Source organism: Azohydromonas lata (assembly GCF_034427735.1).
In the GTDB taxonomy this organism is placed as follows: domain Bacteria; phylum Pseudomonadota; class Gammaproteobacteria; order Burkholderiales; family Burkholderiaceae_C; genus Azohydromonas; species Azohydromonas lata.
The window spans coordinates 1-26,614 of record NZ_JAXOJX010000090.1; the positions used below are offsets into that span (position 1 = coordinate 1).

Below are 26,614 nucleotides of genomic sequence, written 5' to 3' on the forward strand. Positions count from 1 at the left end.
CCGCTGCTCAGCCCCTGTTACGTTTTCCCCGGACAGCACTGCGCGCAGGCGGGAATGACGAAATTGGGTGCGAAGCGCGTCGGCTGCCGGTATGCCGTGGCCCGGCTGCAATTCGGCCCGTGAGCGGGCCTCCTACAAGCAAAGCAATCCGGCAACGGGCCGGCCAAAGGTTTGACACGTTCCAAACCAGGCGGCGCAACCGGACGCCAGCCGGGCGAGGCCGGCCTTGGCTTAGCGCGAATCAATCGCCCCTCAACGCCTTCTCGATCCCCGCCACGTCGATCTTCTTCATGCCCATCATGGCCGTGAACACCCGCTGCGCCGTCGCGGCGTCGCGGCTGGCGATGCCTTCCATGAGCACGCGCGGCGTGATCTGCCAGGACACGCCCCACCGGTCCTTGCACCAGCCGCACTCGCTCTCCTGACCGCCGTTGCCGACGATGGCGTTCCACAGCCGGTCGGTCTCGGCCTGGTCCTCGGTGGAGACCTGGAAGGAGAAGGCTTCGTTGTGCTTGAACGCCGGGCCGCCGTTGAGGCCCACGCAGGGAAGGCCCATTACCGTGAATTCCACCAGCAGCACGCTGCCGGCCTTGCCGCTGGGGTAGTCGGTGGGCGCGCGGTGCACGGCGCCGACGCGGCTGTCGGGGAAGGTGGCGGCGTAAAAGTGCGCGGCGTCCTCGGCGCTGCCGTCGTACCAGAGGCAGATCGTGTTCTTGCTGGGCATGTGAGGTCTCCGGGCTGAAGGGCTGAGGGACGGTGACGGGTTCGGCGATGCCGGCCCACGGGGCGGGCAATGGGCGTTCCCCGGCCGGCCCCGTGCGCCGGCCGGGTGAAAACCCCCTGGCAGAATCCTTCGGATGTCTGCTTCTTCCATAGGGGCCGCAGCGCGGGAGCGCCACTGGCCCGGGCTGCTGCTCGCCGCGGGCGGCGCCACCGCGTTTTCCGGCAAGGCCATCATCGTCAAGCTCGCCTACCGCTACGGCGTGGATGCCGTCACGGTGATCATGCTGCGCATGCTGTTCGCGCTGCCGCTGTTCCTGGTGCTGGCGCTGTGGGCCGGGCGCGGCCGCCCAACGCTCACCGCACGCGACTGGCGCGCCGTCACGCTGCTGGGCTTCAGCGGCTACTACCTCGCCAGCTTCCTGGACTTCCTGGGCCTGCAGTACGTCAGCGCCAGCCTGGAGCGGTTGGTGCTGTACCTCAATCCGACCATCGTGCTGCTGCTGGGCTGGCTCATCTTCAAGCGCCGCACCACCACCAAGCAGTGGATCGCCATGGCCGTGAGCTATGCCGGCGTGCTGCTGGCCTTCGGCGAGGAGGCGCAGTTCGCCGGCGCCCAGGCCGGTTTGGGCACGCTGCTGGTGCTGGGCAGCGCCGTCAGCTACGCGCTGTACCTCACGTACTCCGGCGAGGAGGTCCGCCGCCTGGGCGCGCTGCGCCTCACGGGCCTGGCTTCCAGCGTGGCCTGCGTGCTGTGCATCGCGCAGTTCGTGCTGCTGCGGCCGCTGTCGTCGCTGGCCGCCGTGGCGCCTGAGGTCTGGTGGCTGTCGCTGCTCAACGCCACGGCCTGCACCTTCGCGCCGGTGCTGATGGTGATGCTGGCCATCGCCCGCGTGGGCCCGGCCGCCACGGCGCAGACGGGCATGATCGGCCCCATGAGCACCATCGCCATGGGCGTGCTCATCCTGGGCGAGCCCTTCACCCCCGGCGTGGTCGCCGGCACGGTGCTGGTGCTGGCCGGCGTGGCGCTGCTCAACCGCTGGCGCTGAGGGCGGGCCTCCTGCAAGCGTCGCGGCCGGGCCCCGACGCGCCGCATGGTTTGGGACGTCCCAAACTTTCCCGCGAACACTCCAGCCCGCATCCACTCGGCCGGTACTCCGCCCGGCCTGCCGCCTTGCACGGCAGCGCCGGCTGCCCCCCGATTTACGGCAGCAAAGTTTTCCTGCTTCAGGCCAGCGGGCCGAGGCTGTGCCTCGCCTGTTGCACAGCCGCGCGCGTGGCGCGCGAAACGCGCCGGCATGTTCATGCAGCGCAAGAATTGCGCCCCATCGCGCGTGAATCGGCTTTGTCCCGGAATGCACCACCATTGGGCACGGGCTTTGCCCGGGGGACCAGACCTTCGGCACCAACGATGGGATTCCGATGCGGCTTGATCCTTCTTCAACAAAAGCAGAAGCGGCCGGGGAAGTGCATCCCGCCGATCCGGATGCGCCCTCAACCCGGCAGGAGGAGTGGCGAAGTTTCCTGTTCCTGACCGTGGTCACGGCGCCAGTGCTGGCGGTGGCGGTGGTGGGCGGCTGGGGCTTCGTCGTCTGGATGTACCAGTTGCTCTCGGGACAGTTGCCGGGGTACTCGCCGTGACGGGCGAGGCCGTGCGCGAGCTGCACATCGCAGGCGTGCTGGTACAGGCGCGCGCCGCCGCCATGGCGCGGCTGCGCACGTCCGTGGCGCAACTGCCCGGCGCGACGCTGGCGCAGTCGGCCGACGACGGCCGGCTCGTGGTGGTGGTCGAGCACGGCAGCGCGCAGGGCGTGATGGACACGCTCTCCGCGCTGCGCGATCTGCCCGGCGTGATCAACGTCGCGCTGGTCTACCAGCACGCCGAGCCCTGGGATGCCATGCAACAGGAGATGCCGTGAGGCACAGGGAGATCTCCATGTCGGACACCGTTCCCTTTCCCGTCCCCGTGGTCGATGAGCGCGCAAGCGGCACCGGCCAGGCGCCAGCGCCGGGCTGCGGCTGCACGCGGCGCGACTTCGTGCGCGCCACTGCTGCGGCGAGCACCGCGCTGGCCGCGGGGCTGCCGCTGGACGCGGCGGCGCAGAACGTCGTCACCGACGCCTCGCGCACGCAATTGAAATGGTCCAAGGCCCCGTGCCGCTTCTGCGGCGTGGGCTGCGGCGTCAACGTTGCCGTCAAGGAAGGTCGCGTGGTGGCTACCCACGGCGACCCCAACGCCGAGGTCAACCGCGGCATCAACTGCGTCAAGGGTTACTTCCTGTCCAAGATCATGTACGGCGAGGACAGGCTCACCGAGCCCATGTTGCGGATGAAGGACGGCCGCTACGCCAAGGACGGCGAGTTCCAGCCCGTGAGCTGGGACGTGGCCTTCGACACCATGGCCGCGCAGTTCAAGCGCGTGCTCAAGGAAAAGGGCCCCGCCGGCGTGGGCATGTTCGGCTCCGGCCAGTGGACCATCTGGGAAGGCTATGCCGCGTCCAAGCTGTTCAAGGCGGGCCTGCGCACCAACAACCTCGACCCCAACGCGCGCCACTGCATGGCCTCGGCCGTGGCCGGCTTCATGCGCACCTTCGGCATGGACGAGCCCATGGGCTGCTACGACGACATCGAGCAGGCCGACGCTTTCGTGCTCTGGGGCTCCAACATGGCGGAGATGCACCCCATCCTGTGGACCCGCGTCACCGACCGGCGGCTGTCCGCGCCGCACGTCAAGGTCGCCACGCTCTCGGTGTACGAGCACCGCTGCTACGACCTCTCCGACCTCACGCTGACCTTCCGGCCGCAGACCGACCTGGCCATCCTCAACTACATCGCCAACTACATCATCCAGCGCAAGGCCTACGACCGCGACTTCGTGGAGCGCCACACCCGCTTCATGACGGGCAACACCGACATCGGCTACGGCCTGCGGCCCACCCACCCGCTGCAGCAAAAGGCCAAGAACTGGAGCGACGCGGGCGGCGGCAAGGCGTCGAGCTTCGACGAGTACGCCCGTTTCGTCAGTACCTACACGCTGGAGTACACGGCCAAGCTCGCCAACGTGCCGCGGGAGCGGCTGCAGGCGCTGGCGCAGCTCTACGCCGATCCGAAGGTGAAGGTGGTCTCCTTCTTCACCATGGGCTTCAACCAGCACACGCGCGGCACCTGGTGCTCGCACCTGCTCTACAACCTGCACCTGCTCACCGGCAAGATCAGCAGCCCGGGCAACAGCCCCTTCTCGCTCACCGGCCAGCCCTCGGCCTGCGGCACCGCGCGCGAGGTGGGCACCTTCAGCCACCGGCTGCCGGCGGACATGGTGGTGACCAACCCCAAGCACCGCGCCGAGGCCGAGCACATCTGGCAGTTGCCGCCGGGCACCATCCCCGACAAGCCCGGCTACCACGCGGTGCTGCAGAACCGCATGCTCAAGGACGGCAAGCTCAACGCCTACTGGGTGATGGTCAACAACAACATGCAGGCCGCGCCCAACATCGTGCAGGAGGCCTATCCCGGCTACCGCAACCCGGACAACTTCGTCGTGGTGTCCGACGCCTACCCCACCGTCACCACCATGGCCGCCGACCTGATCCTGCCCGCGGCGATGTGGGTGGAGAAGGAGGGCGCCTACGGCAACGCCGAGCGGCGCACGCAGTTCTGGCACCAGCTCGTCAAGCCGCCCGGCCAGGCGCGCTCGGACCTGTGGCAGCTCATGGAGTTCAGCAAGCGCTTCAAGATGGAGGAGGTCTGGACCCCGGAGCTGCTGGCCGCAGCGCCGCAGTGGCGCGGCAAGACGCTGTACGACCTCGTGTTCCGCAACGGCGTGGTCAACCATTTCCCGCTGGCCGAGATGGAAGCGGGCTACGACAACGACGACGCGCGCGCCGCGGGCTTCTACGTGCAAAAGGGCTTGTTCGAGGAGTACGCAACCTTCGGCCGGGGCCACGGCCACGACCTGGCGTCCTTCGACACCTATCACAAGGTGCCCGGCCTGCGCTGGCCGGTGGTGGAGGGCAAGGAGACGCGCTGGCGCTACCGCGAGGGCTACGACCCCTACGTCAAGGCGGGCGAGGGCGTGCGCTTCTACGGCAACGCCGACGGCAAGGCCGTGCTGTGGGCGCTGCCCTACGAGCCCGCGGCGGAGGAGCCCGACAAGGACTTCCCCTACTGGCTGTGCACGGGGCGCGTGCTGGAGCACTGGCACTCGGGCTCCATGACGCGGCGCGTGCCGGAGCTCTACCGCGCCTTCCCCAACGCCGTGTGCTTCATCCATCCCGAGGATGCGCGCGCGCTGGGCGTGCGCCGCGGCGAGATCGTGGAGATCACCTCGCGCCGCGGCAGCATGCGCACCCGCGTGGAAACGCGCGGGCGCAACAAGCCCCCGCGCGGGCTGGTGTTCGTCCCGTGGTTCGACGCCAGCCAGCTCATCAACAAGGTCACGCTGGACGCCACCTGCCCGATCTCGCTGCAGACGGACTTCAAGAAATGCGCCGTGGCCATTCGCAAGGCGGGCGGGCTGCCGCCGCAAGGAGGCACGGTATGAAGCTGAAGCTGCGCAAGGGCGCGGGCGTCGCGCTGGGCCTGGCCGCCGCGGCGCTGGCCGGCGTCGCGCTGGCCGTGGACATGACCGACCGCATGCGCGGCGCGCCCATCACCGAGACCACGCCGCCGCCGCCCCTGGTCAACTCCGACAACTCCGACATCCGGCGCGCGCGCAACTATGCCATGCAGCCGCCCGTCATCCCGCACAAGATAGACAACTACCAGCTCGACAAGAACGCCAACCGCTGCATGTTCTGCCACGCGCGTACGCAGACCCAGACCAGCGGCGCGCCCATGGTCAGCATCACCCACTTCCAGGACCGCCAGGGCAACCACCTGGCCGAGCTGTCGCCGCGGCGCTACTTCTGCACCCAGTGCCACGTGCCGCAGGCCGACCTCAAGCCGCTGGTGGACAACCGCTTCGTGGACGTCAACGAGCTGCTGCGCGCTGAGCAGCAGCGCAAGTCCGGCGGCAGCGGCACGGGCGGCGGCGGCACCGGCGCGCCGCGGCATTGAGAAAGGGGCCCGTCCATGCTGCGTGGTCCCGTCAACCTCCTGCGCCGCTACTGGAAGGTGCTGCGCAGCCCAAGCCGCTTCTTCAGCCTGGGCTTCCTCACCGTGGGCGGCTTCGTCGCCGGGGTGATCTTCTGGGGCGGCTTCAACACCGCGCTGGAGGTCTCCAACACGGAGGCGTTCTGCACCGGCTGCCACGAGATGCGCGACAACGTCTACCAGGAGCTGCAAGGCACCATCCACTTCACCAACCGCTCCGGCGTGCGCGCCAAGTGCAGCGACTGCCACGTGCCCCACAACTGGACCAACAAGATGGCGCGCAAGATGCAAGCCTCCAAGGAGGTCTGGGGCAAGGTGTTCGGCAGCATAGACACGCCTGAGAAGTTCGCCGCCATGCGCCGCACGCTGGCCGAGCACGAGTGGGAGCGGCTCAAGGCCAACAACTCGCTGGAGTGCCGCAACTGCCACCAGTTCGAGTCCATGGACTTCACGCGCCAGAGCCCGCGCGCCACGGCCGCCCACAGCACGCAGCTGGCCAGCGGCGAGAAGACCTGCATCGACTGCCACAAGGGCATCGCGCACAAGATGCCCGACATGGCGGGCGTGGAGACGGTGCGCTAGGGCGCACGCGCATGCTGGACGTGACGGACCTGCAGCTCACGCGCGGCGGCCGGCTGCTGTGCGACGGCTTCGACCTTCAACTGCGCGCGGGCGAGGCCCTGCTGGTCGAGGGCGCCAACGGCGCCGGCAAGAGCACGCTGCTGCGCAGCCTGGCCGGGCTGCAGCCCTTGCACGCGCAACGGCTGTGCTGGAACGGCTTGCAGGGCCGCGCGGCGCGCGAGGCCTTGGCGCAGGAGCTGTGCTTCCTGGGCCACCGCGACGGCCTGCACGAGGCGCTCACCGCCATGGAAAACCTGGACCACGCGCTGCGCCTGGGTGGCGAGGCGCAGCCCGCCGGGCGCATCGCGCAGGCGCTGCGCGACGCGGGCCTGCAGGCCGTGGCGCAGGCGCCGCTGCGCCGGCTGTCGCAGGGCCAGCGTCGCCGCGTGGGGCTGGCGCGGCTGGCGCTCACGCGGCGGCGGCTGTGGCTGCTCGACGAACCGCTGGCGGCCCTGGACGAGGCCGCGCGGCAAGACTTCAACGACCGCCTGGCGCAGCACCTGCGCCAGGGCGGCATGGCCCTCCTCAGCACCCATGACCCATGGCCCACGGCACCCTCGATGCCGCGGCTGCGCCTGCCCGGGGCGCAGCCGGCGGCGGCTTGAACGGCGCGGCGGCGGCCCTGGGCTGCAGCTTGCGCCGCGAGCTGCGGCTGCTGCTGCGCGAGCGCTTCGACGCGCTGGCGGCGCTGGGCTTCTTCGTCCTGGTGCTGTCGCTGCTGCCCTTGGCGCTGGAGGGCGACGCCGTGCTGCTGCGCCGCGTAGCGCCCGCGGCCGCCTGGGTGGCGGCACTCTTGGCCGTGCTGCTGGGCAGCCAGCGCCTCTTCCAGGCCGATGCGGCCAACGGCGTGCTGGAGCAGCAACTGCTTTGTCCCACGCCGCTGGCCGCGCTGCTTGGGCGGCTGCTGGGGCACTTGGCGGCCTGTGCGCTGCTGCTGCCGGCCAGCGCGGTGCTCGTCCCTTTCTACGGGCTGGCGCCGGAGCGCTGGCCGGCCTTGGCGCTGTCGCTGCTGCTTGGGCTGCCCACGCTGTCGCTGCTGTGCGCTTTGGGCGCGGCGCTGACGCTGCACGCCCGCGGCGGCGGCATGTTGCTGGCGCTGCTGGTGCTGCCTTTGGCCGTGCCGCTGCTGCTGCTGGGCGTCGGTACGGCGCAAGGCGACGCGGCCGCCCCCTGGCTGTTGGGCGCCTTGCTGGCGCTGGGCGCTGCGCTGCTGCCCCACGCCGTGCTGGCGGCGCTGCGGCTGGGCCAGGAATGAACGTCGCAGGAGGCGTGTGCCCACCATGAACCTGCCCACCACCGCCTTCCCGGCCCGCGCCCGGCCCCGCCGCGGCGGCGTGCCGCCGTCGTGGCGCCGCCTGGCGTCCCCGCCGCTGTTCGAGGCCGCCGCGGCGCGCTGGTGCAAGGCGCTGGCGCTGCTGGCGCTGGCCTGCGCGCTGCCCGGGCTGGCGCTGGTGTTCTTCGTGGCTCCGGGCGATGCGCGCCAGGGCGAGTCGGTGCGGCTGCTGGCGCTGCACGTGCCGGCGGCCTGGATGTCCATGTGGCTCTACGCCGTGATGGCCGGCTGGGGCGCGGTGGCGCTGGTGTGGCGCGGCCGCGTGGCCACCGCCATGGCGCAGGCGCTGGCGCCCACGGGCGCGCTGTTCTGCGCGCTGGCGCTGGCCAGCGGCGCGCTCTGGGGCCGGCCAACCTGGGGCACTTGGTGGGCGTGGGATGCGCGCATGGCCTCGCAGCTCCTGCTGCTGCTGCTTTACCTGGGCGTGATGGGCCTGCGCGCGGCCTTCGACGATCCGCGGCGCGCGGCGCGGCTGTCGGCCCTGCTGTCCCTGGTGGGGCTGGTGAACCTGCCCATCATTTACTTCTCGGTGCAGTGGTGGAACACGCTGCACCAGGGCGCCACGCTGACGCCGCGCGGCGCGGCCATGCCGTCCAGCACGCTCGCCGCCCTGCTGCTCATGACGCTGGCGGCCTGGGCCTGGGCCGCCGCCATGGCGCTGCTGCGCGCGCGCTGCCTGCTGGCCGAGCAGCGCGGGGCACCGGCGCAGCCGTACCCCACTGTGGAGGGCTGGTGAATGGGCATCGACTGGGCGTTGTTGTGGGACATGGGTGGCCATGGCCTGTACGTCTGGGGCGGCTGGGGCCTGGCGCTGCTGGCCTTGGGCCTGGAGGCCGCGCTGCTGTGGCGGCGCAGCCGCCGCCTGCCGCAGCCCAATGGCGGTGCCGACGCGGCCGCGCCCGCACCCGGGCGCGCCGTGCTGACGCCGGCCGGCGCGCAGGACGCGCCATGACGCCGCGCCAACGCCGCCTGGCCGCCGTGGCCGCCACGCTTGGGCTGGTCGCCCTGGCCGCGGTGCTGCTGCTGGGGGCGCTGCGGCAGAACCTGAACTTCTTTCTCGCCCCGGGCGAGCTGCTGCAGCAACGGCCCGCGCCCGCGCAGCGGCTGCGCCTGGGCGGCGTGGTGGAGCCGGGGTCGCTGCGGCGCGAGCCCGGCAGCATGACGGTGCACTTCGTCGTGGCCGAGGGCGCCCACCGCGTGCCCGTGCGCTACAGCGGGCTGCTGCCGGACCTGTTCGGCGAGAACCAGGGCGTGGTGGCGGGCGGGCGCCTGGGCGCGGACGGCGTGTTCGAGGCCAGCGAGGTGCTGGCCAAGCACGACGAGAACTACATGCCGCCGGCGGCGACGTCGCGGCCGGCGTGGGTGAAGCCATGATCCCGGAGCTGGCCCATTTCGCCGCCATCCTGGCGCTGTGGATCGCGCTGCTGCAGGCGCTGCTGCCGCTGCGCGCGGGGGCGGCGCGCTCCGGTGCCGCAGGGGCGGATGGCGGCATGGCCGCCGGGCCGTCGCGGGCTGCCGAGGCGCGCGCCGCCGTGCTGCTGCAGCAGGCGCGGCGCTGCGCGGTCGCCGCCTGCGCGCTGCTGGCGCTGTCCCTGGCGGGATTGGCCTGGAGCTTCGTGGCGCTGGATTTCTCGGTGCGCTACGTGGCGAACCACTCGCATTCCACGCTGCCGCTGGCCTACCGCGTGGCGGCGGTGTGGGGCAGCCACGAGGGCTCCATGCTGCTGTGGCTGCTGGTGCTGGCGCTGTGGGGCGCGGCCGTCGCGCGCTTCAGCCGCAGCCTGCCCACGCTGTTTGCGCTGCGGCTGCTGGGGGGGCTGGGCTTGCTGGTGGCGGCCTTCGGCTTGTACGTGCTGCTGGCCTCGTCGCCCTTCACGCGGCTGCTGCCGCCGCCGGCCGACGGCGCCGACCTCAACGCGCTGCTGCAGGACCCGGCCATGGTGGTGCACCCGCCGGCGCTGTACCTGGGCTACGTCGGTTTTGCCGTGCCCTTCGCCTTCGCGCTGGCCGTGCTGTGGGAGCGCGAGCTGCAGCCGCAATGGGCGCGCTGGCTGCGGCCCTGGGTGCTGGTGAGCTGGGCCCTGCTGAGCCTGGGCATTGGCCTGGGCAGCGCCTGGGCCTATTACGTGCTGGGCTGGGGCGGCTGGTGGTTCTGGGACCCGGTGGAAAACGCCGCGCTGCTGCCGTGGCTGGTGGGCACGGCGCTGCTGCACGTGCTGGCCGTGGCGCAGCGCCGCGGCGGGCAGACGGCCGCCGTGCTGCTGCTGTGCATAGGCGGCTTCGCGCTGGCGCTGGTGGGCACGTTCATCGTCCGCTCCGGCGTGGTGACCTCGGTGCACGCCTTCGCCTCGGACCCGCGGCGCGGCCTCTTCATCCTCGCGCTGGTGGCTGCCCTCATAGGCGGCGCGCTGGCCTTGTGGGCCTTGCGCCCGCCGCGCGCGGCTGCTGCCACCGCGCACGCGCTGCTATCGCGCGAGACGCTGCTGCTGAGCAACCTGCTGCTGATGGCGGTGGCCGCGGCCTCGGTGCTGCTGGCCACGCTGTACCCCATGGCGCTGGAGGCGCTGGGCGGCGCGCGCATCTCGGTGGGCGCGCCGTACTTCGAGGCCGTGATGCTGCCGCTGCTGGCGCCGGCCGTCTTCCTCATGGGCGCGGCGCCCTTCGCGGCGTGGGGCCGCGCTGCGGCGCGGCCGCTGGCGCACCGTCTGCGCTGGGCCGCGGCGGCCAGTGCCGTGGCGGCCGGGGCGGCGATGGCGCTGCTGGGCCACTGGAGCCCGCTGTTCGGCCTGGGGTTATGGCTGGCGGGCTGGATCTTCGCCACCACGCTGCAGCAGGTGCTTCACCAGCCGCGCGCGGGCCGCGCCGCCTGGGGCATGCGGCTGGCTCACCTGGGCGTGGGCGTCTTCGTGCTGGGCGTGTGCGCGGTCAAGGGCCTGGAAGTGGAGCGCGAGCTGCCGCTGGCCGTGGGCGACGGCGCTGCGCTGGGCCCGTACCGCGTGCAACTGCTGGCCGTGCAGCCGCTGCAGGGCGTGAACCACGACGGCGTGCAGGCCCGCGTGGAGGTGTGGCGCGGCACTGAGCTGGTGGCGCAGTTGAGCCCGCAGCGGCGGGCCTTCCGCGCCCAGGACCAGACGCTGGCCGTGCCCGCCATAGACCGCAGCCCCTGGCGCGACCTCTACGTCGCCCTGGGTGACCCATTGGGCGCCGGCCGCTGGGCGGTGCGGTTGCAGTTGAAACCCATGGTCAACTGGATTTGGGCCGGCGTGCTGCTGATGGCGCTGGGCGGCGCGCTGGCGGCACTGGACGCGCAATACCGGCGCCGCGCCGTGGCGGCGCAGGCCGGCGCGGGCGCGCCGCAGCGGAGGGCGGCATGAGCGGCGTGCCCAGGAGCCAAGGCATGGACTCGTCCCCGCCGTCTCCCCTGCCGGGCGCCCAAGCCGGGCCGCGGCGCAGGCGCGCGCTCGTCCCGCTCACCCTGCTGGCGCTGCTTGGGCTGCTGGTGCTGTTGATGGCGCGCGGGCTGCAGCGCGACCCCCACGCGCTGCCTTCGGCCCTGGTGGGCCAGCGCGCGCCTGCGCTGGCACTGCCGCCGCTGGACCCGGGGCAGCCGCCGGCGGCGAGCGCGCTGCTTGGGCGGCCCTGGGTGCTCAACGTCTGGGCTTCGTGGTGCGAGCCCTGCACGCAGGAGTGGCCCCAGCTCCAGCAACTGGCCGCGCAGGGCGTGGCGGTGGTGGGCCTCAACTACAAGGACGACGCCGCCGCGGCCCGGCGCTGGTTGCAGCGCGCGGGCCGCTCGCCTTTTGAAACCTCGCTGCAGGACGCCGACGGCCGCGCGGCGCTGGACTGGGGCGTCAGCGGCGTGCCGGAAACCTTCATCGTTGATGCGCAGGGCGTGGTGCGCTGGCGCCATGCCGGCGCCTTGACGCCGCAGGTGCTGCAAGAACAGTTCTGGCCGCTGTGGCGGAAGTTTCAGCCATGAGGCGAGGCAAGGCGTCTGTGCTGCTGCGCGTGGCCTGCCTGCTGGCCTGCCTGTCGATGGCGCTGGCCGGCGCCGCGCCGACGCTGCAGCCGCAACAGGAGGCGCGCGCGCACCACCTGGCGCAGTCGCTGCGCTGCCCGGTGTGCCAGAACCAGACCGTGGCCGAGTCCAACGCGCCGCTGGCGCAGGACTTGCGCGAACAGATACAGGCCCAGGTGGCCGCGGGCCGCAGCGACGAGGAGGTGCGCGCCTTCATGGTCAGCCGCTATGGCGACTTCGTGCTGTACGAGCCGCGCGCCACGGCGCAGACCTGGCTGCTGTGGCTGGGCCCCTTCATGCTGTTGGGCGGCGGGGCGCTGGTGCTGGGGGCGCGCGTGCGCCGCGCGGCGCGGGCGGAACTGTCCGCCGATGCCGGCCGCAGCGGCGAGGAGGTGGCGTGATGGCGCCGCTGTACGCCTTTTGGCTGGCCGCGGGCGTGTTGGGCGTGGCGGCCACGCTGCTGGTGCTGGCGCCTGCGGTGCGCAGCGGCGGCGCGCGCTGGCCGCTGGCCCTGGCGGCACTGCTGCTGCCGCTGGCCGCCGTGCTGAGCTATGCGCGGCTGGGGGTGCCCGGCGCGATCGTGCGCGACGAAGCCGCACCGCACCGCCTGGTGGAGGCCGACATGGCGGCCATGGTGCAACGCCTGGGTGCGCGGCTGCAGGCGCAGCCGGACGACCTGCCCGGTTGGGTGATGCTTGGGCGCTCGCTGGAAGTGCTGGAACGCTGGGACGAGGCCGCGGCGGCTTGGCGCCAGGCGCTGCGCCTGGCGCCCGACGATGCGGACGTGCTGGCCGACGCCGCCGACGCCGTGGCCAGCGCACAGCAGGGTTCATTGGATGGCGAGCCCGCGGCGCTGGTGGCGCGGGCGCTGCGCGCCGACGAGCGCCACCCCAAGGCGCTGGCGTTGGCGGCCACCGCCGCGCAACGCGGCGGCCGGCGCGACGAGGCCGCTGCCCTGTGGGAACGGCTGCTGGCGCAGATGCCCCCGGACGCCGAGGCGGCGCAGCGGGTGCGCCAGAGCTTGGAGGGGTTGCGGGCGCAGCCACGCTGAGCGAACGGCCCGGGCAGCGCCCGCGGGACGCTTGGTTCAGCGCACGCTGCGCGGTGGCTGGTCGGGGGCCTTGGGGATGCCGCTGGCCGGCGTGCCGCCTTGCAGGGCCGGCTGGGCGCCGGCCGGCGCGCTGGCCGCGACGTCTCCGGCGATACCGTCGGAGGTGCCGCCGGCGGCAGGGCGCCGCGCCGCATCACGCCCGCTGTTGCCGCTGTCGTAGCTCTGGCTGCTACGCTCCAAGCTGCTGCCGGCCGTTGCGCTGGCATCGTCCACGTTGGCGCTTGGGCGGGTCGGCGCGGCCTGGATTTTGCCGGGCGCGGGCGGCTGACTTTGGATCGCGGCCGGCGTGCAGGCGCAGGCAGCGGCCACCAGGGGGATGAGGGCAAGAAATCTCATGGTTTACCTCCTTGGAGCGGCTCCACGCTTGGGCCGCTGAGCCCGTGTGTGCGGATGGCCGGTACTGCCCGTTCAGCGGGCAGGCGGCGCGGCCGGCGGGCCGGGTTCCATGGGCAAATTCAGCTCCTCTTGCGGTAAGCCTGCCTGCGCCCGCCCGCGCTCAGGGCGGGCGGGTGTGGGCTCAGCCCCGCGCCGGCAGCACCGTGCCGCGGCACTCGCCAAAGCCTATGCGCGCCGCGCCCGGCTTCTCGCACCAGCCGCGCAGCGTCACCGTGTCGCCGTCGAGCAGGAAGCTGCGCTGCTCGCCGCCGGGCAGCGCCAGCGGCTGCTTGCCGCCTTGCGTCATCTCGATGAGCGCGCCGGCCTCCTGCGGCGTGGGCCCCGACAGCGTGCCGCTGCCGAACAGGTCGCCCGGCTGCAGGTTGCAGCCGTTGACCGTGTGGTGGGCCACCATCTGCGCCACCGTCCAGTAGGCGTGGCGGTAGCTGGTGCGGCAGATGGTGGCGGCCTCGCCGCCGGCCTCGCGCAGGCGCGGCGTGAGCAGGTCCACTTGCAACTGGATGTCCAGCGCGCCTTCGCGGCGGTTGGCCTCGCTGTCCAGGTAGGGCAGGGGCTGCGGGTCGTCGGCCGGGCGCTGCAGCGGGGCGCGGTAGGGCGCCAGCGCCTCCAGCGTCACGATCCAGGGCGAGAGCGTCGTGGCGAAGCTCTTGGAGAGGAAGGGCCCAAGCGGCTGGTATTCCCAGGCCTGCACGTCGCGCGCGGACCAGTCGTTGAGCAGGCAGATGCCGAACACGTGCGCTTCCGCTTGCGTGATCGTCACGGCCTCGCCCTGCGCGTTGCCCTGGCCGATGAAGATGCCCAGCTCCAGCTCGATGTCCAGCCGCTGGCACGGACCCACCACGGGCTGCGCAGCGCCGGCCGGCAGGGTCTGCCCCACCGGCCGGTGGAAGCCCTGCCCGGAGATGCCGATGCTGGAGGCGCGCCCGTGGTAGCCGATGGGCACCCACTTGTAGTTGGGCAGCAGCGGGTTGTCCGGACGGAACAGGCGGCCGATGTTGGTGGCGTGGTGGATGGACGTGTAGAAGTCCGTGTAGTCGCCGATGCGGGCGGGCACGTCGTACTCCACGCGGTCCTGCGGCACCAGGCAGGGGCGCAGCGCGGCTTGCCCGGCCGCGCCCTCGCGCAGCGCGCGCGACAAGGCCAGCCGCAGCGCGCTCCAGGCCGCGGGGCCCAGGGCCATCAGCGCATTGAGCTTGGCCTCCGACGCGGCCCGCGCGGCGGCTTGCGCGTCGCCGGCAAACACGCCGGCCGCCGCCACGGCGGCCAGGTCCAGCACCTGGTCGCCAATGGCCACGCCGCCGCGAAAGGCTTCAGGCGTGCCCGCGCGGCGGAAAACCGCGAAGGGCAGGTTCTGGATGGGGAAATCGCCGCCTGCCGTGTTGGCGCTGGCGAGCCAGCTGCGCAGGGCGGGGTCGTGGGTTTCGTTGAGCAGCGTCATCGGGTGTGCGCCTCTTCAGGCTTCCAGGCTGCCGTCGTGCATCCAGGCCGCGTGCTTGGGAGCCCGCTTGGTCTGGCTCCACTCCTGCAGCATGTCCCACTTCACCTCGTCGAGCTTTTGCATCATGGCCGGCGTGCCGCAGTCGGCAGCCAGCTCCAGGCGGTGGCCGTTGGGATCGAAGAAGTAGATGCTCTTGAAGATGGTGTGGTTCGTGGGGCCGACCACTTCGATGCCGGCGGCTTCGAGCCTGGCCTTGGTGGCCAGCAGCGTGTCCACCGAGTCCACCTTCAGCGCCAGGTGCTGCACCCAGGCGGGCGTGTTGCGGTCGCGGTCCATGGGCGGCTGGCTGGGCAGCTCGAAGAAGGCCAGGATGTTGCCGTTGCCCGCGTCCAGGAAGATGTGCATGTACGGGTCCGGCGCCTTGGTGGACGGCACCTCGTTCTCGGCAATCGCGAGCACGAATTTCATGTCGAGGTGCTTGCCGTACCACTCGACGGTTTCCTTGGCGTCCTTGCAGCGGTAGGCGACGTGGTGGACTTGCTGGATCAGCATGGGGTTCTCCTGTTTGAAGCGGTGGGGGGCGTCAAGCCTGGTTGGGCGGGGTGTTCAGAGGTCGCGCAGCGCGGCGTCCACTTGCTGGATGAAGGCGTCGGGGTTGCCCAACGCGTTGGCGTTGAGCAGCGCGAGCTTCACGAGGAAAAGCTCGGACTTGTCCCCGGCCGCATCTATGGCCGTGGCCAGGCGGTCGTAGACGGTTTCCAGGCCGGGGATGGTCAGTTCGTTGGCAGCGTTCTGGTGGGTGCTCATGGTCGTTGTCCTCAGCGGGGCAGGGCGGCGGCGAAGGCGGCTTGCAGCCGCGTGGCGTCCAGCGTGAGCCAGCGCGCGCACACGTGCTGGTCGGGGCGCAGCAGGTAGGCGGCGCCGCCGGCCTGCACGCCGTAGCGCGTGCGCACGTGGCCGTCGGCGTCCGCCAGCGTGAGGTCGGCGCCGGCCACGGGCTGCGCCGCGCCTATGGCCACCACCTTCACGGGCACGCCGCGGCGGCGCGTGGCCTCCACGACTTCCAGCAGCGCGGCCGGCAGCGTTGCACCTTCGGTGAAATACAGCAGGTCGAAACCGCCGCCCAAGTGGTCGAGCAGGAAATCGTCGGCGCCCAGGCGCACGTTCTGCGGCGGCGCGCCGTGGGCCGGGCCGGCGGTGAAGAGGGCGTTGTCGTCGCCGCGGCTGTTGAGTGCCGAGTGCGTGTACTCGTGCGGCCGCGAGGTGCGCCAGTGGTACAGGGGGCGGACGAAGGGCTGCGTGAGCGACAGCGACAGCACCGCGTCGCGCAGCAGCTTGAAACCGCGCGTGGGCGGCGCCATGAAGCGCGTGCTCTTGCCAGCCTCGTCGATGATCTCGCGCGCCGCGCCCACGCGTTCGGCGCTGTGGTTGGCCAGCAGCCGCTGGCTGGTCAGACCCTTGACCACGAAGGCCAGGTGCCAGGCCAGCGACTGCGCGTCCTGGAAGGCGGTGTTGGCGCCACGCACGCCGAAGATGGGCAGCAGGTGCGCCGCGTCGCCGGTGAAGAGCACGCTGCCGTGCACGTAGTTGGGCAGCGTCAGCGTGCGCGCCGAGTACACCGAGCACCAGTCCATCTCCCAGGGCGCGCCGGCGTGGCCGATCATGGCCAGTTGGGCGTCTATGCGCTTCTTGAGCGAGGCGGGCTCCAGCGCCTCTTGCGGCGTCTCGCCGGGCGGGAGCTGGTAGTCCACGCGCCAGATGCCGTGCGGCTCGCGGTGCATGAGGATGGTGTTGCCCGGGTTCCACTCCGGGTCGAAGAAGGCCAGGCGCTCGGTGGGCAGCGGCAGGTCCACGCGGATGTCGGCGATCACGAAAAAGCCCTCGTAGGAGGCGCCTTCCATCTGCAGGTTCATCGCCGAGCGTATGCCGGAGCGCCCGCCGTCCGCGGCCACCACCCAGTCGCTCTCCAGCGTGTAGGGGCCTTCCGGTGTGTCCACTTCCAGGCTGGCGAAGCCGTCCCTCTGCTGCACTTGCGTGAGCTTGTTGCCCCAGCGCAGGTCGATCAGCGGGCTGGCCGCGCAGGCGTCCAGCAGGTATTCCTCCAGGTACTGCTGCTGGATGTTGGTCATGGGGAAGAAGCGGTCGTCCGCGTCGTGCGGCGCTTCCATGCGGAACACGCGCTGGCCCCGGTAGAACGAGTTGCCGAAGCGCCAGGGCAGGCCGTTTTCGGTGATGCGCGCGGCCACGCCCAGCTGCTGCAGGATCTCCATGGAGCGGCGCGTGAACACGATGGCGCGGCTGCCCTGCGACACCTGCAGCTCCGCCGTGAGCAGCACGCTGGCCACGCCGTGGCGCGCCAGCTCCAGCGCCGCCACCATGCCCGCCGGCCCGCTGCCCACGATCACCACCTGCTGCCGCGCCTGCGCCCCATGCGCCGAGGGCAGCCAGGGCTTGTGGACCTTGTAGTCGTAGTAGATGGACGGGCGGGGCTCGGTACTCGGCTTGTGCATGTGCTGTCTCCAGGGGTGTTGCGCGGCGCCCTCTTAAACCCGTTCCCAGGGCATGGCCTGTGAGGCCGGGGCGTTGAATCATCTGTACGTACAACTATTTTGCGCCGAGACGGGCCCCGGTTGAACAGCGTGGTTTTACTTAGTTGTACGCGCAGATGTTTTTGAGTAAAGTCAAGGCAAGAGCTGGCACCCGGCCGTGCGCCCGCGGCAAGCCGCCACGTCACGAACAAGCACGAATCCCATCCTTCAGGAGACCACATGCCCACCGTCAGCGCCCTGCGCCGCGCCGTACTTTTTGCCGCCCTCGCCGCGCCGCTGGCGGCGCTGGCCTTTCCGGACAAGCCCATAGAGTGGGTCGTGCCTTACCCGGCCGGCGGCGGCTCCGACGTGGTGGCCCGCACCCTGGCCGAGCCCATGGGCAAGCTGCTGGGCGTGACCATCATCGTGAACAACAAGCCCGGCGCCGCCACCAACATCGGCGCGGACTACGTCGCCAAGGGCAAGGCCGACGGCCACCTCATGCTCACGGCCGACACGGCCACGCTGGCGGCCAACCCCTCGCTCTATGCCAAGCTGCCCTACAACGCGGAGAAGGACTTCGCGCCCGTGGGGCTGATGACGCGATTCCCCATGCTGCTGGTGGTCAACACCGGCGTGCCGGCCAAGAACCTGGCCGAGTTCCTGGCCTGGGCCAAGCGGCAGCCGCAGGGCATCACCTACGCCACGCCCGGCGCCGGCAGCCCGCACCACCTGGCCACCGAGCTGTTCCGCGAGCGCAGCGGCCTGGCGCTGACGCACGTGCCCTACCGCGGCGCGGCGCCCGCGGTGCAGGACGTCATCGGCGGCCAGGTGCCCTTCATGTTCGCCGACACGGCCAGCGCCTACCCGCACATCCTCTCCGGCAAGCTGCGCGCCCTGGCCGTGGCCAGCCCAAAGCGCGTGAGCGGCTTCGAGACGGTGCCCACGCTGCAGGAGCAGGGCGTGAAGGACTTCGAGGCCTACGCCTGGCAGGGCCTGGTGGTGCCCGCGGCCACGCCGGCGCAGGCCATCGCGGCGCTGAACAAGGCGCTGCTGGCGGCGCTGGACACCACGGCGGTGAAGGCCCGCTTCCAGACCCTGGGGCTGGAGGCCATTCCCAGCTCGCCGCAGCAGATGGCGGCCTATGCCAAGAGCGAGCGCGAGAAGTGGGGCAAAGTCATACGCGCCAACGACATCCGGCTGGACTGACGTACGGCCACCGGCCCACGCGGCAAATGGGGTAAGTTCCGCCCCGACCCGAACCCACCGCCTCTGCGACCATGGCAGCGAAGAAAGCCGACTTTGAACTGGACCGCACCTTCACGCACCGCCTGCACACGCTGTCCAAGCTGACGGACCGCGTGAGCCAGGCGGCGTACCAGGAGGCCATCGGTATCCCGCTCAACGAGGCGCGCTGCCTTTCGGCCGTGGGCTCGTTCTCGCCGCTGTCGGTGAACGACCTGGCGCGGCTGGCCAACCTCACCAAGGGCCAGGCCAGCCGCGCGGCGCAGACCCTGGTGGACCAGGGCCTGGTGGACAAGCAGACCAGCGCCGTGGACGGGCGCGGCGTCGTCCTGAATCTCACGCCGCAGGGGCAGGCGCTGTGGCGCAAGCTCAAGGGCGAGATCAGGCGGCGCAACGAGCAGATCGTGGCCTGTCTGGACGGCGCGGAGCGCGAGCAGCTCGACCGCATCCTGGACCGGCTGGTGAGCCATGCCATGGGCGCGCTGGGGTACGAGGTGGAGGAGTAGGGCGGGAGCTGCCCGGGGGCCGCTTCATGACCCAGCCGGCAGCCGGCGGCTTCCACTCCAAAAGCATCAGGCATTCGCGCAGCCCACCACGCCCGCCCTGGGCACAATGCGGCCTGCCGGCGCGGCCCAAGGCCCGCGCCGCGCCCTGTCCACGCTGCCATTGCCCTCGATGCTCGATGCCTTCCTCAGGGCCGCGAAATCCCTGTCCACCCACATGCCCCGCTGGCCGCTGAGCCGGCTGGTGATGCTGGCGGCCGTGTGCCTGCTGCTGGTGGTCTGGGGCGTCACCGGCGTGCTGCTGCGCATGAAGTGGGATGACGCCGTGGAGGCCGAGGTGCGGCAGAACGCCAATCTCGCCCGCGCGCTGCAGGAGCAGACCTTGCGCGTGCTGGCCTCCGTAGACCAGGCCACGCTGCGCGTGAGCGAGGCTTTTCACGACGACACCTTCACCCCGGCCGACCTGGTGGGCTACGCCAACGAGACGGGCCTGGCGCCACGCATCCTGTTGCAGCTTTCCCTGCTGGATGGGCAGGGAAAGTTCGTCGGCTCCAACCTCGATCCGCTGGGCCGCCGCACCGGCCGCATGGACTTCAGCGACCGCGAGCACGTGCGCGTGCACCTGCAGCCGGGCAGCGTGCCGGCGGCGGCGGCGCTGCTGTCGGACAACGGCCTGTTCGTCGGCAAGCCGGTGCTGGGCAAGGTCTCCGGGCGCTGGAGCCTGCAGCTCTCGCGCCGCATCGGCACCGAGGACGGCCACGTGCTCGGGGTGGTGGTGGCCTCGCTGGACCCGGACTACTTCGAGGAGGTGTTCCGCGGCGTGGAGCTGGGCGCGCAGGGCGAGGTCATGCTGCTGGGCATGGACGGCGTGGTGCGCGCCCGCGTGGTGGGCGGCGTGAGCCAGGGCCTGGGCAGCACGTTCGGCGGCCAGGGCGCGACGGCCCTCACCCTGGACGACCTGGGCCACGCCATCGTCAGGAGCCCGCTGGACGGCATGGAGCGCATTTCGGCCTACCGCAGCATCGGCCAGTTGCCGCTGCGCGTGTCGGTGGCCACGTCCATGGAGGAGGCGCTGTCGCAGTGGCGCCAGACGCGCACCCTCACGCTGGCGGTCACGGTGCTGTTCAGCATCACGCTGGTGGCCGCGGCCTGGCTGTTCGTGGCCGGCGTGCGGCGGCTGGAGCGGGCCAACGAGGCGCTGCGCGCGAGCGAGGCGCAGGCGCAAGCGGCCAGCCGCGCCAAGAGCTCCTTCCTGGCCCACATGAGCCACGAGATACGCACGCCGCTCAATGCCGTCATTGGCCTGAGCCAGTTGATGCGCCACATGGCGCTGCCGCCCAAGGCCGCGGACTACGTGGGTCACATCCAGCAAGCCGGCGAGCAGTTGCTGGCGCTGACCAACGACGTGCTGGACCTCTCGCGCATAGAGGCCGGGCAACTGCAGCTGGAAGCCGTGCCCTTCGACCTGGGCGAGCTGCTGGAAGCCGTGCGGGTGCTGGTGCAGCCGCAGGCCGATGCCAAGGGCCTGGCCCTGCACATGAGCGCAGCGCCGCTGTCGTCCGTGCACCTCGTGGGCGACCCGTTGCGGGTGAAGCAGGTGCTGCTCAACCTGGCCGGCAACGCCGTGAAGTTCACGCCCGCGGGCAGCGTGGAGCTGCGCGTGCGCGAGATGGGCCGCACGCGGCGCACGGTGACGCTGCGCTTTGACGTGGCGGACACGGGCATGGGCATCACGGCCGAGCAGCAGGCCCGCATCTTCGAGCCTTTCACCCAGGCCGACAGCTCCACCACGCGGCGCTTTGGCGGCAGCGGCCTGGGCCTGTCCATCGTCCGCCGCCTGGTGGACAGCATGGGCGGCGAGCTGGCGCTGCAAAGCGAGCCGGGACATGGCGCCGTCTTCAGCGTCACGCTGACGCTGGAATGCCCGCAGGCCGAGCCGGCCTAGTCAGCGGCCAGCGCTCAGAATCCCAGCTCCCGCACCATCACGGCCGCCGCCGCCGTCCACACCCGCTCCCAGGCGCTGCGCGCCGGCTGCGCCAGCACGGCATGGCCGCGCCACTGCCGCGGCGACAGGGAAGCATCCGCCAGCAGCTCCAGCTCCACGCGGTACATGGGCTGCGCCAGCAGCCATTCACGGCCCTGGCTCGTGGCCTCCAGCGCACCGCCATGGGCCTGCGCCAGCATGGGCTCGGCCAGCACGGTGCTGGCGTGCGGCGCCACGCTCACCACGCGCGCGCTCAAGCCGCGCATGGGGGCGGCATCGGCCACGAAGCGGGCGCCGTCGCCGGGCTGCAGCGCGCGCGCCGTGCTCTCACCGGCATACGCCACCACGCGCCAGCGGTTGGGCTCGGCCAGTTGCAGCAGCGTCTGCTGGGGGCTGACCACGCCGCCCGCGCGTGCGGCTTCGTCCACGGCCATGACCATGCCGTCAAAGGGCGCGCGCGGGCGCAGGCGGGCCATGTCCTCCTGCGCCGCCACGGCCTCCTGCCGCGCCGTGGCCAGTTGCTTTTGCAAGGAGCCCCATTGCGCCTGCTGCTGCGTGTCCACGCTGGCGGCCGCCACCTGGGCCTGCAACTGGCGTATGCGCACCTGCGCCGCCTGCAGCCGCTGCTCCATGGCCGAGGCGGAGGCCTCCAGCAGCAAGGTGCCGGCCTTCACCTGCTGGCCCGGTTGCACGTGCATCTTTTCGAGCACGGCGGCGGTGGGCAGCCGCACCGCCAGGTGTTGCGCGGGCTGCAGCACGGCGCCGGCGCTTTCGTGGCCCGCCATGGGCACGAAGCCCGCAGCGGCCACGGCCGCCGCAACGCCCAGCGTCAGGCGCAGCCGCCGGCTGCCGCGCCAGCCCTGGCGGCCGGCGTGCCAAAGCTTGAGCTCACGTATCACGGGCAGCATGATGAAAAATCCCAGTTCGACGGCGAACAGCACGATGCCCACCGCCTTGATCGCAAAGTGATAAACCAGCCAGGCGATGCCCAAATACAAGGTCAGCCGGTAGGCCCAGGTCACGAAGGCAAAGGCCATCAACGCGCGGCGCAGGCCCGGCGCCATCTCCTCAGGCGCTGGGGTTTCCCACCCCAGCAGCACGCGGCGCAGCCACCAGCGGGCCAGCGCGAAACTGCGCTCGTGCAGGTTGGGCTGGTCCAGCAGGTCGCACAGCACGAAGTAGCCGTCAAAGCGCATGAAGGGGCTGAGGTTGACCGCCACCGTGCTCACCCATGTCAGCGTCCCCAGCGTGAAGGCCACCGCGCGCAAGGGCCCATCGGGCATCAGCGCCCAAGCCAGCGTGGCCCAGGCCGCGATGGTGAGCTCGGTGCGCACGCCGGCCAGTGCCACGCTCAGGCGCGCACGCGCGTCCGACAGGCGCCAGACTTCCGACGTGTCCGTGTACGCCACGGGCCACAGCACCATGAAGGCCACGCCCATGGTCGGCACCCGGCAGCCGTGGTGCCGCGCCGTGAAGGCATGGCCGAACTCGTGCGCGATCTTCACCGCCACCAGCGTCACGCCGTACAAGGCCAGCCCGCGCCAGGACAGCATGTCCACCGCCTGCGTGGTGAAGGCGCTCCAGTCCCACACCACGGCCAGCAGGCCCAGCAGCAGCGCTGCCAGCGTGGCCCGTCCGAAGGAGCGGCTGCCCAGGGGCCGGGCCCAGGGCAACAGCCGCTGCAGCAGTGCGTCGGGGCTGAACAGCGGTATGCGAAAGAAGAGGTAGTGGTGCAGCAGCCAGGTGGCCGCGGCACGCAGCCCGCTCACGCGCGGCGGCGCGGGCAGCGCGGCGGTGGGCTCCGTCAACTCGTTGCGCCGCGCAAACTCCAGCACCTGCTGCACGTGCTCGGCCGAGATGGCCAGCGTGGTGTGCGCGTTGACCTCCTCGGCGATCAGCGCTGCGTCGGCCACCCACCAGCGCCGCAGCACTTCGTAGGTGATCCAGTCGATGCGCGTGAAACGGTGGCGCACCGGGTCGTGCAGCGTCCAGCTTGGCGAGCCGTCGGCCAACGCGGGGGCGTGGTGCAGTTGCAGCTCCTGGCGCAGTGCCGGCCACGGGGGCGGCGCCAGCGCCATGCCGGCTGGCAGTTGCAGTGCGGCGCCCATGCTCACCAGCCGGTGGCTTCGCGCAGTGCAGCCAGCGGGCGGCGCAGCACCCAGTACACCAAGGGCACGCGCGGGCCGTCCACGTGGGCCGTGCCGCGTGCACCCAGCCGCTCGGTGGGCGCACCGGCCAGGCTGGCGCGCAGCCGGTAGGCCAGGCCGCCTTCGGGGCGTTGCGACGCCTCGAACGCATACAGGCGCAAGCTGGCTTGCACCGGGCTGGCCGGCCGGCTGGCGAGAAACAGTTTCAACGGGCTGCCATCGCCCAGTTCCACGGCATCGGCCACGGGCAGCCAGGCCTCGACCTCCTGGTCGTCCGGCTTGGCCAGCCGCAGCAGCGGTTCGCCGGCAGTCACGGTGCGGCCGGCCCAATTGCCGGGGTCGTCCACCAGCACCACGCCATCGTGCGGCGCGCGCACCTCGGTGCGGCGCACCTGGTCGCTGAGGTAGGCCACCTCGGTGCGCTTTTCCTCCATGCGGCCTTGCGTCACGGCCAGTTGGGCCTTGGCCCGCGGGTCGTCCAGCGCCTGTTGCATGGTCTGGCGCCACTCGGCCTCGGCGGTGGCCAGCGCCTGGCGCGCCACCAGCAGCCGGCTGGCCGCGGCCGCGTCGTCGAGCTCGGCCAGCAACTGACCGGACTGGACCGCTTGGTTGGGCTCGACCAGCAGCCGCCGCGCCATGCCGTCCACGCTGGCGCGCAGCACGGTGGGCTCGCGAGGGACGATTTCACCCGGCGCGCGCACCGTCAGCTTCACGGGCAAGGCCAGCAGCAGCGCCACGGCGGCCAGCGCCAGGCCGGTCTTCCTGCGCAGGCGCACTTCCCGCAGGCGGCGGCGCAGCAGTTGGAAATCCACGACGCGGCGGGGCGCTTGGGCGTCGGCCGCCTGTTCGGCGAGCTGCCAGGTGTCGAACCACTCGTGCAGCGCATCGGCTTCCGCCGCCGTCCACGGCAGCTCGCGCACCAGCAGCAGTTGGCGGCCCTGCGCAGCCGCCAGCGACAGCGCGTAGGGCGGCCACCATTCGTTCCAGGCCGAGCCCAGGGCCGCGGGCAGGTCCGCGGCTTCAAACGTACCGGGCTGGTGGGCGCGCTCGCGTGCCACGCGCTGCAGCCATTGGGCGTAGGGGCCCAGCGTGTCCATCCGGCTGGCGCCGGAGTGGCCCAGCAACTCGCCGTCCTGGCACAACACGGCGGCGTGGTAGGGCACGTGCTCGCGCGTGCGGTTGAGCAGCGTGAAGCGGCGTGCGGCAGCGCCATCGGCGTTGCGCGTGGCGGCCAGCAGGTGCAAAACGTCCTGACTGTCAAAGCTCATGGCTTGTCCTGAGGGTCATGTCGGGGGCGCATCGGCCCTTGCGCGCATGAGGGGCTGCGCATGGCCTGAGGGGCGCCGCGTCCCATGCCTTCCAGCCCATGGGCGGGCACGCGGCAAGGGCGTGCGCTGAAGGCCGCGGGCCGTGCAACGGACCGTCATGGGCAGGCCGCCATCTGAACATGCCCGCCCCGCCGAGGGAACGGGGCGGGCATGGCGTTCAGCGGGCCGGCGCGACAAAGTTGGCGTCAGGCGCCACGGCGCACCGTTGGGCGTTGCGCGATCTTCTGCCCGTTGCGTTGCGACTGCCACAGGCCTTGGCGCTGGCCCAGCGCGTCGCCGCGCATGAGCTGCGCGTCCAGGCCGCCGCGGCTGCCCACGCCGGTGGCCGGGGCGTTGGCGCCTTGTTCGGCTTCAGGCAGGCCCTCGGGTGCGGCGCCAGGGGTGGTCCCGGGCGCGGACTTGATGCGGAACATCGCGTTGGCTTCGCGGCCCTGCGAGTCGCGGCCCTGCACCTTGATGCGCAGGTCCAGCGCCTTGCCCGCCGGCGGCTGGCCGGTGAAGGTGCCGGCCTTGCCGTCGAACTGCAGCCACGTGGGCAGCGGCCGGCCGTCGGCCAGCGTGGCCACGAGCGTCACCGTCTCGTTGGCGTCGGTGTGGACGAAGGCGTCGGCAGGCACTTGCAGGTTGATCTGGCTGACCGCGGGCACCACCTGGTCCTCCAGGCCGCGGAAGGTGCGCAGCGTGGGCTCGTTGGCCGGGGTGACCATGGTGCGGAAGCCGCTGGAGCGCGTGTAGATGTCGCCCACGTCGCGCGTGTCGGCCACGCTGGACTGCACCGGGGCGAGGACGATGGGGTCCGTCGCAGTGGCCAAGACGGGCGATGCCAGCGCCGAGTCGAAGCGCTGTACCGTTGCCGGTACGGGTGCAGGTGCCACGACGGCCGGCGCGGGTGCCGGCTCCGGTGCGGGCGCCGGCGCCGGCGCCGGCACCGGCACAGGTACCGGGACGGGCCTGTCGTCGTCGAGCCGGGGCGCGCCCGCGGTGCCGGGTGTGTCAGCCAGGCCGCTGTGGTTGCCGACCAGGAACAGGCTGCCGCCGCCGTGGTCGTCGATGACGCCGGTGCCGCTGTAGCGGCCGCCGCCCGTGGTCTGCACGCGCAGCGCGAAGTCGTGGTCGCCCTCGTCCAGGGCGTCGTTGGTGATGGCGGTGCGCACCAGCAAGCGGCCCTGCGCATCCAGCCGTGTCCAGCTGCCGGCCTGGTACTGGACCCATTGGTTGCCGTCGAACACTTCCAGCTGCGGGTGGGCCGTTTCGGTGCCGCCGTAGTCCGCGGCATCGGCCGTGCCGGCCGCCAGGGCCAGTTGCACCTGCTGCGCCGCGCCGCCGCTGAGTGTGAAGACGGCGTAGGGCGATGCCTCGTTGATGCGCACGCTGGAGACGCTCACGGCCCGGTCGTCGTCGAGCAGCGCCTGTGCATCGGCGCTGCCGTCGTTGCGGAACACGGTGCCTGTGCCGTCGTCCCGTACCGTGGCCGTGCCCACGGCGGCCAGGCCTCCCACGGGCGTGGCCGTCAGGGTGAAGCTCTCGGCGCCCTCGCTCACGCCGTCGTTGACGATGGGCGTGCGTGCCAGCAGCACGCCGTCGGCGGGCAGGGTCGCGCCGCCGGCATAGGCACTCCAGGTGCGGCCGCCATCCAGGGAAATTTCCAAGCCTGCGCCGCTTGACGCGAAATCGGTGCCTGCGCCCGTGGCGCTGCCGTCGGCCAGTTGCAGGCGCAGCGGCTCGCCGGCGTTGCCGCGGACCGTGAACACGGCCCAGGGCGAGGCCTCGTTGACCTCGGGGCTGCTCACCGTGACCGCGTCGGCCGTGCCGTGGATCGTCACTTCGACCGTGTGCTCCGTGCCATCCACGGACCGGACGGTGAAGACTTCGGACTTGCTCTGTCCGGCCACCAGGTACTGCACGGCGCTGTTGGCGACGCTGTAGGTCCACGTGCCGTTGGCAGCGATGTCCAGGCTGCCCAAGGTACCGGGTGCAGCCACGACGTCCGCCGTACCGGTGAAGGCGGCCTGGCCGCCGTCCGCGTCGCTGATGGCGAGCGTGCCGCTGTCGGAGAGGGTCGGCGAGCTGGCGTCCTCGGTCACCGCGCCGGTGTCGCGACCGCTGATGACGGCGCTGTCCTCGGCGCCGGTGATGACGACGGTGACGGTT

At 71.8% G+C, this 26,614-nt stretch carries 27 protein-coding genes; 18 read left to right on the forward strand and 9 right to left on the reverse strand.

Annotation, left to right across the window (positions count from 1 at the left end):
• Positions 1-241 precede the first annotated feature (241 nt).
• On the reverse strand, positions 242-724 hold the full coding sequence (locus SM757_RS30645) for a VOC family protein (protein ID WP_322468251.1): 483 nt from the start codon (positions 722-724) through the stop codon (positions 242-244).
• A gap of 133 nt (positions 725-857) precedes the next feature.
• On the opposite strand from SM757_RS30645, the gene SM757_RS30650 reads away from it, so the two are divergent.
• The 15 genes from SM757_RS30650 to SM757_RS30720 all read left to right on the forward strand — a co-directional run bounded on the left by SM757_RS30650 (position 858) and on the right by SM757_RS30720 (position 12,834).
• Positions 858-1,769 (forward strand): DMT family transporter, encoded by a 912-nt coding sequence (locus SM757_RS30650; RefSeq protein WP_322468252.1) that lies wholly within the window; start codon positions 858-860, stop codon positions 1,767-1,769.
• Between the two features lie 418 nt (positions 1,770-2,187).
• Positions 2,188-2,361 carry a periplasmic nitrate reductase, NapE protein gene (locus SM757_RS30655; protein WP_322468253.1) on the forward strand — a complete coding sequence of 58 codons (174 nt, stop codon included), beginning with the start codon at positions 2,188-2,190 and terminating at the stop codon, positions 2,359-2,361.
• Positions 2,358-2,639 (forward strand): chaperone NapD, encoded by a 282-nt coding sequence (locus tag SM757_RS30660; RefSeq protein ID WP_322468254.1) that lies wholly within the window; start codon positions 2,358-2,360, stop codon positions 2,637-2,639. Before SM757_RS30655 ends, SM757_RS30660 begins: the two co-directional genes overlap by 4 nt.
• A gap of 17 nt (positions 2,640-2,656) precedes the next feature.
• Positions 2,657-5,260 (forward strand): periplasmic nitrate reductase subunit alpha, encoded by a 2,604-nt coding sequence (gene napA, locus SM757_RS30665; protein ID WP_322468255.1) that lies wholly within the window; start codon positions 2,657-2,659, stop codon positions 5,258-5,260.
• Positions 5,257-5,775: a nitrate reductase cytochrome c-type subunit gene (locus SM757_RS30670; RefSeq protein ID WP_407655816.1), complete on the forward strand. Its 519-nt coding sequence runs from the start codon at positions 5,257-5,259 to the stop codon at positions 5,773-5,775. The genes napA and SM757_RS30670 overlap by 4 nt, the downstream gene beginning before the upstream one ends.
• Before the next feature lie 15 nt (positions 5,776-5,790).
• On the forward strand, positions 5,791-6,393 hold the full coding sequence (locus SM757_RS30675) for a NapC/NirT family cytochrome c (protein WP_322468256.1): 603 nt from the start codon (positions 5,791-5,793) through the stop codon (positions 6,391-6,393).
• 11 nt (positions 6,394-6,404) lie between these two features.
• Positions 6,405-7,037 (forward strand): cytochrome c biogenesis heme-transporting ATPase CcmA, encoded by a 633-nt coding sequence (gene ccmA, locus SM757_RS30680; RefSeq protein ID WP_322468257.1) that lies wholly within the window; start codon positions 6,405-6,407, stop codon positions 7,035-7,037.
• The gene (locus SM757_RS30685) at positions 6,974-7,687 is read left to right on the forward strand and encodes a heme exporter protein CcmB (protein WP_322468258.1); all 714 of its coding nucleotides are present in this window, start codon (positions 6,974-6,976) and stop codon (positions 7,685-7,687) included. Before ccmA ends, SM757_RS30685 begins: the two co-directional genes overlap by 64 nt.
• Positions 7,688-7,712: 25 nt before the next feature.
• The gene (ccmC, locus tag SM757_RS30690; RefSeq protein WP_322468259.1) at positions 7,713-8,501 is read left to right on the forward strand and encodes a heme ABC transporter permease CcmC; all 789 of its coding nucleotides are present in this window, start codon (positions 7,713-7,715) and stop codon (positions 8,499-8,501) included.
• Positions 8,502-8,717 (forward strand): heme exporter protein CcmD, encoded by a 216-nt coding sequence (ccmD, locus tag SM757_RS30695; RefSeq protein ID WP_322468260.1) that lies wholly within the window; start codon positions 8,502-8,504, stop codon positions 8,715-8,717.
• Positions 8,714-9,139, forward strand: a complete 426-nt coding sequence (gene ccmE, locus SM757_RS30700; RefSeq protein WP_322468261.1) for a cytochrome c maturation protein CcmE — start codon at positions 8,714-8,716, stop codon at positions 9,137-9,139. Before ccmD ends, ccmE begins: the two co-directional genes overlap by 4 nt.
• Positions 9,136-11,139, forward strand: a complete 2,004-nt coding sequence (locus tag SM757_RS30705; RefSeq protein ID WP_322468262.1) for a heme lyase CcmF/NrfE family subunit — start codon at positions 9,136-9,138, stop codon at positions 11,137-11,139. Before ccmE ends, SM757_RS30705 begins: the two co-directional genes overlap by 4 nt.
• A 23-nt stretch (positions 11,140-11,162) precedes the next feature.
• The gene (locus SM757_RS30710; RefSeq protein WP_322468263.1) at positions 11,163-11,744 is read left to right on the forward strand and encodes a DsbE family thiol:disulfide interchange protein; all 582 of its coding nucleotides are present in this window, start codon (positions 11,163-11,165) and stop codon (positions 11,742-11,744) included.
• Complete coding sequence (locus SM757_RS30715; RefSeq protein ID WP_322468264.1) at positions 11,741-12,184, forward strand: cytochrome c-type biogenesis protein; 444 nt, start codon at positions 11,741-11,743, stop codon at positions 12,182-12,184. Before SM757_RS30710 ends, SM757_RS30715 begins: the two co-directional genes overlap by 4 nt.
• Positions 12,184-12,834, forward strand: coding sequence for a tetratricopeptide repeat protein (locus tag SM757_RS30720; RefSeq protein WP_322468265.1), 651 nt, complete (start codon positions 12,184-12,186; stop codon positions 12,832-12,834). The genes SM757_RS30715 and SM757_RS30720 overlap by 1 nt, the downstream gene beginning before the upstream one ends.
• A 36-nt stretch (positions 12,835-12,870) precedes the next feature.
• Here the strand turns inward: SM757_RS30720 and SM757_RS30725 are convergent, their stop codons facing one another.
• From SM757_RS30725 to SM757_RS30745, 5 genes are all read right to left on the reverse strand, one after another.
• Positions 12,871-13,230 (reverse strand): hypothetical protein, encoded by a 360-nt coding sequence (locus SM757_RS30725; protein WP_322468266.1) that lies wholly within the window; start codon positions 13,228-13,230, stop codon positions 12,871-12,873.
• A gap of 181 nt (positions 13,231-13,411) precedes the next feature.
• A complete protein-coding gene (fahA, locus tag SM757_RS30730) occupies positions 13,412-14,728 on the reverse strand; it encodes a fumarylacetoacetase (RefSeq protein WP_322468267.1) in 1,317 nt (438 codons plus the stop codon).
• A gap of 15 nt (positions 14,729-14,743) precedes the next feature.
• On the reverse strand, positions 14,744-15,280 hold the full coding sequence (locus SM757_RS30735; protein WP_066334102.1) for a VOC family protein: 537 nt from the start codon (positions 15,278-15,280) through the stop codon (positions 14,744-14,746).
• Between the two features lie 54 nt (positions 15,281-15,334).
• Positions 15,335-15,535 carry a hypothetical protein gene (locus tag SM757_RS30740; protein WP_066334105.1) on the reverse strand — a complete coding sequence of 67 codons (201 nt, stop codon included), beginning with the start codon at positions 15,533-15,535 and terminating at the stop codon, positions 15,335-15,337.
• Between the two features lie 11 nt (positions 15,536-15,546).
• Positions 15,547-17,238, reverse strand: coding sequence for an FAD-dependent monooxygenase (locus SM757_RS30745; RefSeq protein WP_322468268.1), 1,692 nt, complete (start codon positions 17,236-17,238; stop codon positions 15,547-15,549).
• Between the two features lie 258 nt (positions 17,239-17,496).
• Between SM757_RS30745 and SM757_RS30750 the strand changes: the two genes are divergently transcribed.
• From SM757_RS30750 to SM757_RS30760, 3 genes are all read left to right on the forward strand, one after another.
• Positions 17,497-18,465 (forward strand): Bug family tripartite tricarboxylate transporter substrate binding protein, encoded by a 969-nt coding sequence (locus tag SM757_RS30750; RefSeq protein ID WP_066334110.1) that lies wholly within the window; start codon positions 17,497-17,499, stop codon positions 18,463-18,465.
• Positions 18,466-18,536: 71 nt separating this feature from the next.
• Entirely contained in the window at positions 18,537-19,007 is a 471-nt protein-coding gene (locus SM757_RS30755) for a MarR family winged helix-turn-helix transcriptional regulator (RefSeq protein ID WP_066334112.1), read from the forward strand.
• A 169-nt stretch (positions 19,008-19,176) separates the two neighbouring features.
• A complete protein-coding gene (locus SM757_RS30760) occupies positions 19,177-20,949 on the forward strand; it encodes a sensor histidine kinase (protein WP_157118807.1) in 1,773 nt (590 codons plus the stop codon).
• A 14-nt stretch (positions 20,950-20,963) separates the two neighbouring features.
• On the opposite strand, the gene SM757_RS30765 is transcribed toward SM757_RS30760, so the two are convergent.
• From SM757_RS30765 to SM757_RS30775, 3 genes are all read right to left on the reverse strand, one after another.
• Positions 20,964-23,096, reverse strand: a complete 2,133-nt coding sequence (locus SM757_RS30765; protein ID WP_322468269.1) for an HlyD family efflux transporter periplasmic adaptor subunit — start codon at positions 23,094-23,096, stop codon at positions 20,964-20,966.
• Positions 23,097-23,098: 2 nt separating this feature from the next.
• On the reverse strand, positions 23,099-24,403 hold the full coding sequence (locus SM757_RS30770; RefSeq protein WP_066334121.1) for an efflux RND transporter periplasmic adaptor subunit: 1,305 nt from the start codon (positions 24,401-24,403) through the stop codon (positions 23,099-23,101).
• A 245-nt stretch (positions 24,404-24,648) separates the two neighbouring features.
• Positions 24,649-26,614 (reverse strand): VCBS domain-containing protein (locus SM757_RS30775; protein WP_322468270.1); only part of this gene is annotated, 1,966 nt, incomplete at its 5' end.

What these genes read in the sequence shown, in the direction of transcription:
- SM757_RS30645 (WP_322468251.1), bottom strand. Translation starts at nt 724, where the DNA reads ATGCCCAGCAAGAACACGATCTGCCTCTGGTACGACGGCAGCGCCGAG.
- SM757_RS30650 (WP_322468252.1), top strand. Translation starts at nt 858, where the DNA reads ATGTCTGCTTCTTCCATAGGGGCCGCAGCGCGGGAGCGCCACTGGCCC.
- napA (WP_322468255.1), top strand. Translation starts at nt 2,657, where the DNA reads ATGTCGGACACCGTTCCCTTTCCCGTCCCCGTGGTCGATGAGCGCGCA.
- SM757_RS30670 (WP_407655816.1), top strand. Translation starts at nt 5,257, where the DNA reads ATGAAGCTGAAGCTGCGCAAGGGCGCGGGCGTCGCGCTGGGCCTGGCC.
- SM757_RS30675 (WP_322468256.1), top strand. Translation starts at nt 5,791, where the DNA reads ATGCTGCGTGGTCCCGTCAACCTCCTGCGCCGCTACTGGAAGGTGCTG.
- ccmA (WP_322468257.1), top strand. Translation starts at nt 6,405, where the DNA reads ATGCTGGACGTGACGGACCTGCAGCTCACGCGCGGCGGCCGGCTGCTG.
- SM757_RS30685 (WP_322468258.1), top strand. Translation starts at nt 6,974, where the DNA reads ATGGCCCACGGCACCCTCGATGCCGCGGCTGCGCCTGCCCGGGGCGCA.
- ccmC (WP_322468259.1), top strand. Translation starts at nt 7,713, where the DNA reads ATGAACCTGCCCACCACCGCCTTCCCGGCCCGCGCCCGGCCCCGCCGC.
- ccmD (WP_322468260.1), top strand. Translation starts at nt 8,502, where the DNA reads ATGGGCATCGACTGGGCGTTGTTGTGGGACATGGGTGGCCATGGCCTG.
- ccmE (WP_322468261.1), top strand. Translation starts at nt 8,714, where the DNA reads ATGACGCCGCGCCAACGCCGCCTGGCCGCCGTGGCCGCCACGCTTGGG.
- SM757_RS30705 (WP_322468262.1), top strand. Translation starts at nt 9,136, where the DNA reads ATGATCCCGGAGCTGGCCCATTTCGCCGCCATCCTGGCGCTGTGGATC.
- SM757_RS30710 (WP_322468263.1), top strand. Translation starts at nt 11,163, where the DNA reads ATGGACTCGTCCCCGCCGTCTCCCCTGCCGGGCGCCCAAGCCGGGCCG.
- SM757_RS30715 (WP_322468264.1), top strand. Translation starts at nt 11,741, where the DNA reads ATGAGGCGAGGCAAGGCGTCTGTGCTGCTGCGCGTGGCCTGCCTGCTG.
- SM757_RS30720 (WP_322468265.1), top strand. Translation starts at nt 12,184, where the DNA reads ATGGCGCCGCTGTACGCCTTTTGGCTGGCCGCGGGCGTGTTGGGCGTG.
- SM757_RS30725 (WP_322468266.1), bottom strand. Translation starts at nt 13,230, where the DNA reads ATGAGATTTCTTGCCCTCATCCCCCTGGTGGCCGCTGCCTGCGCCTGC.
- fahA (WP_322468267.1), bottom strand. Translation starts at nt 14,728, where the DNA reads ATGACGCTGCTCAACGAAACCCACGACCCCGCCCTGCGCAGCTGGCTC.
- SM757_RS30735 (WP_066334102.1), bottom strand. Translation starts at nt 15,280, where the DNA reads ATGCTGATCCAGCAAGTCCACCACGTCGCCTACCGCTGCAAGGACGCC.
- SM757_RS30740 (WP_066334105.1), bottom strand. Translation starts at nt 15,535, where the DNA reads ATGAGCACCCACCAGAACGCTGCCAACGAACTGACCATCCCCGGCCTG.
- SM757_RS30745 (WP_322468268.1), bottom strand. Translation starts at nt 17,238, where the DNA reads ATGCACAAGCCGAGTACCGAGCCCCGCCCGTCCATCTACTACGACTAC.
- SM757_RS30750 (WP_066334110.1), top strand. Translation starts at nt 17,497, where the DNA reads ATGCCCACCGTCAGCGCCCTGCGCCGCGCCGTACTTTTTGCCGCCCTC.
- SM757_RS30755 (WP_066334112.1), top strand. Translation starts at nt 18,537, where the DNA reads ATGGCAGCGAAGAAAGCCGACTTTGAACTGGACCGCACCTTCACGCAC.
- SM757_RS30760 (WP_157118807.1), top strand. Translation starts at nt 19,177, where the DNA reads ATGCTCGATGCCTTCCTCAGGGCCGCGAAATCCCTGTCCACCCACATG.
- SM757_RS30765 (WP_322468269.1), bottom strand. Translation starts at nt 23,096, where the DNA reads ATGGGCGCCGCACTGCAACTGCCAGCCGGCATGGCGCTGGCGCCGCCC.
- SM757_RS30770 (WP_066334121.1), bottom strand. Translation starts at nt 24,403, where the DNA reads ATGAGCTTTGACAGTCAGGACGTTTTGCACCTGCTGGCCGCCACGCGC.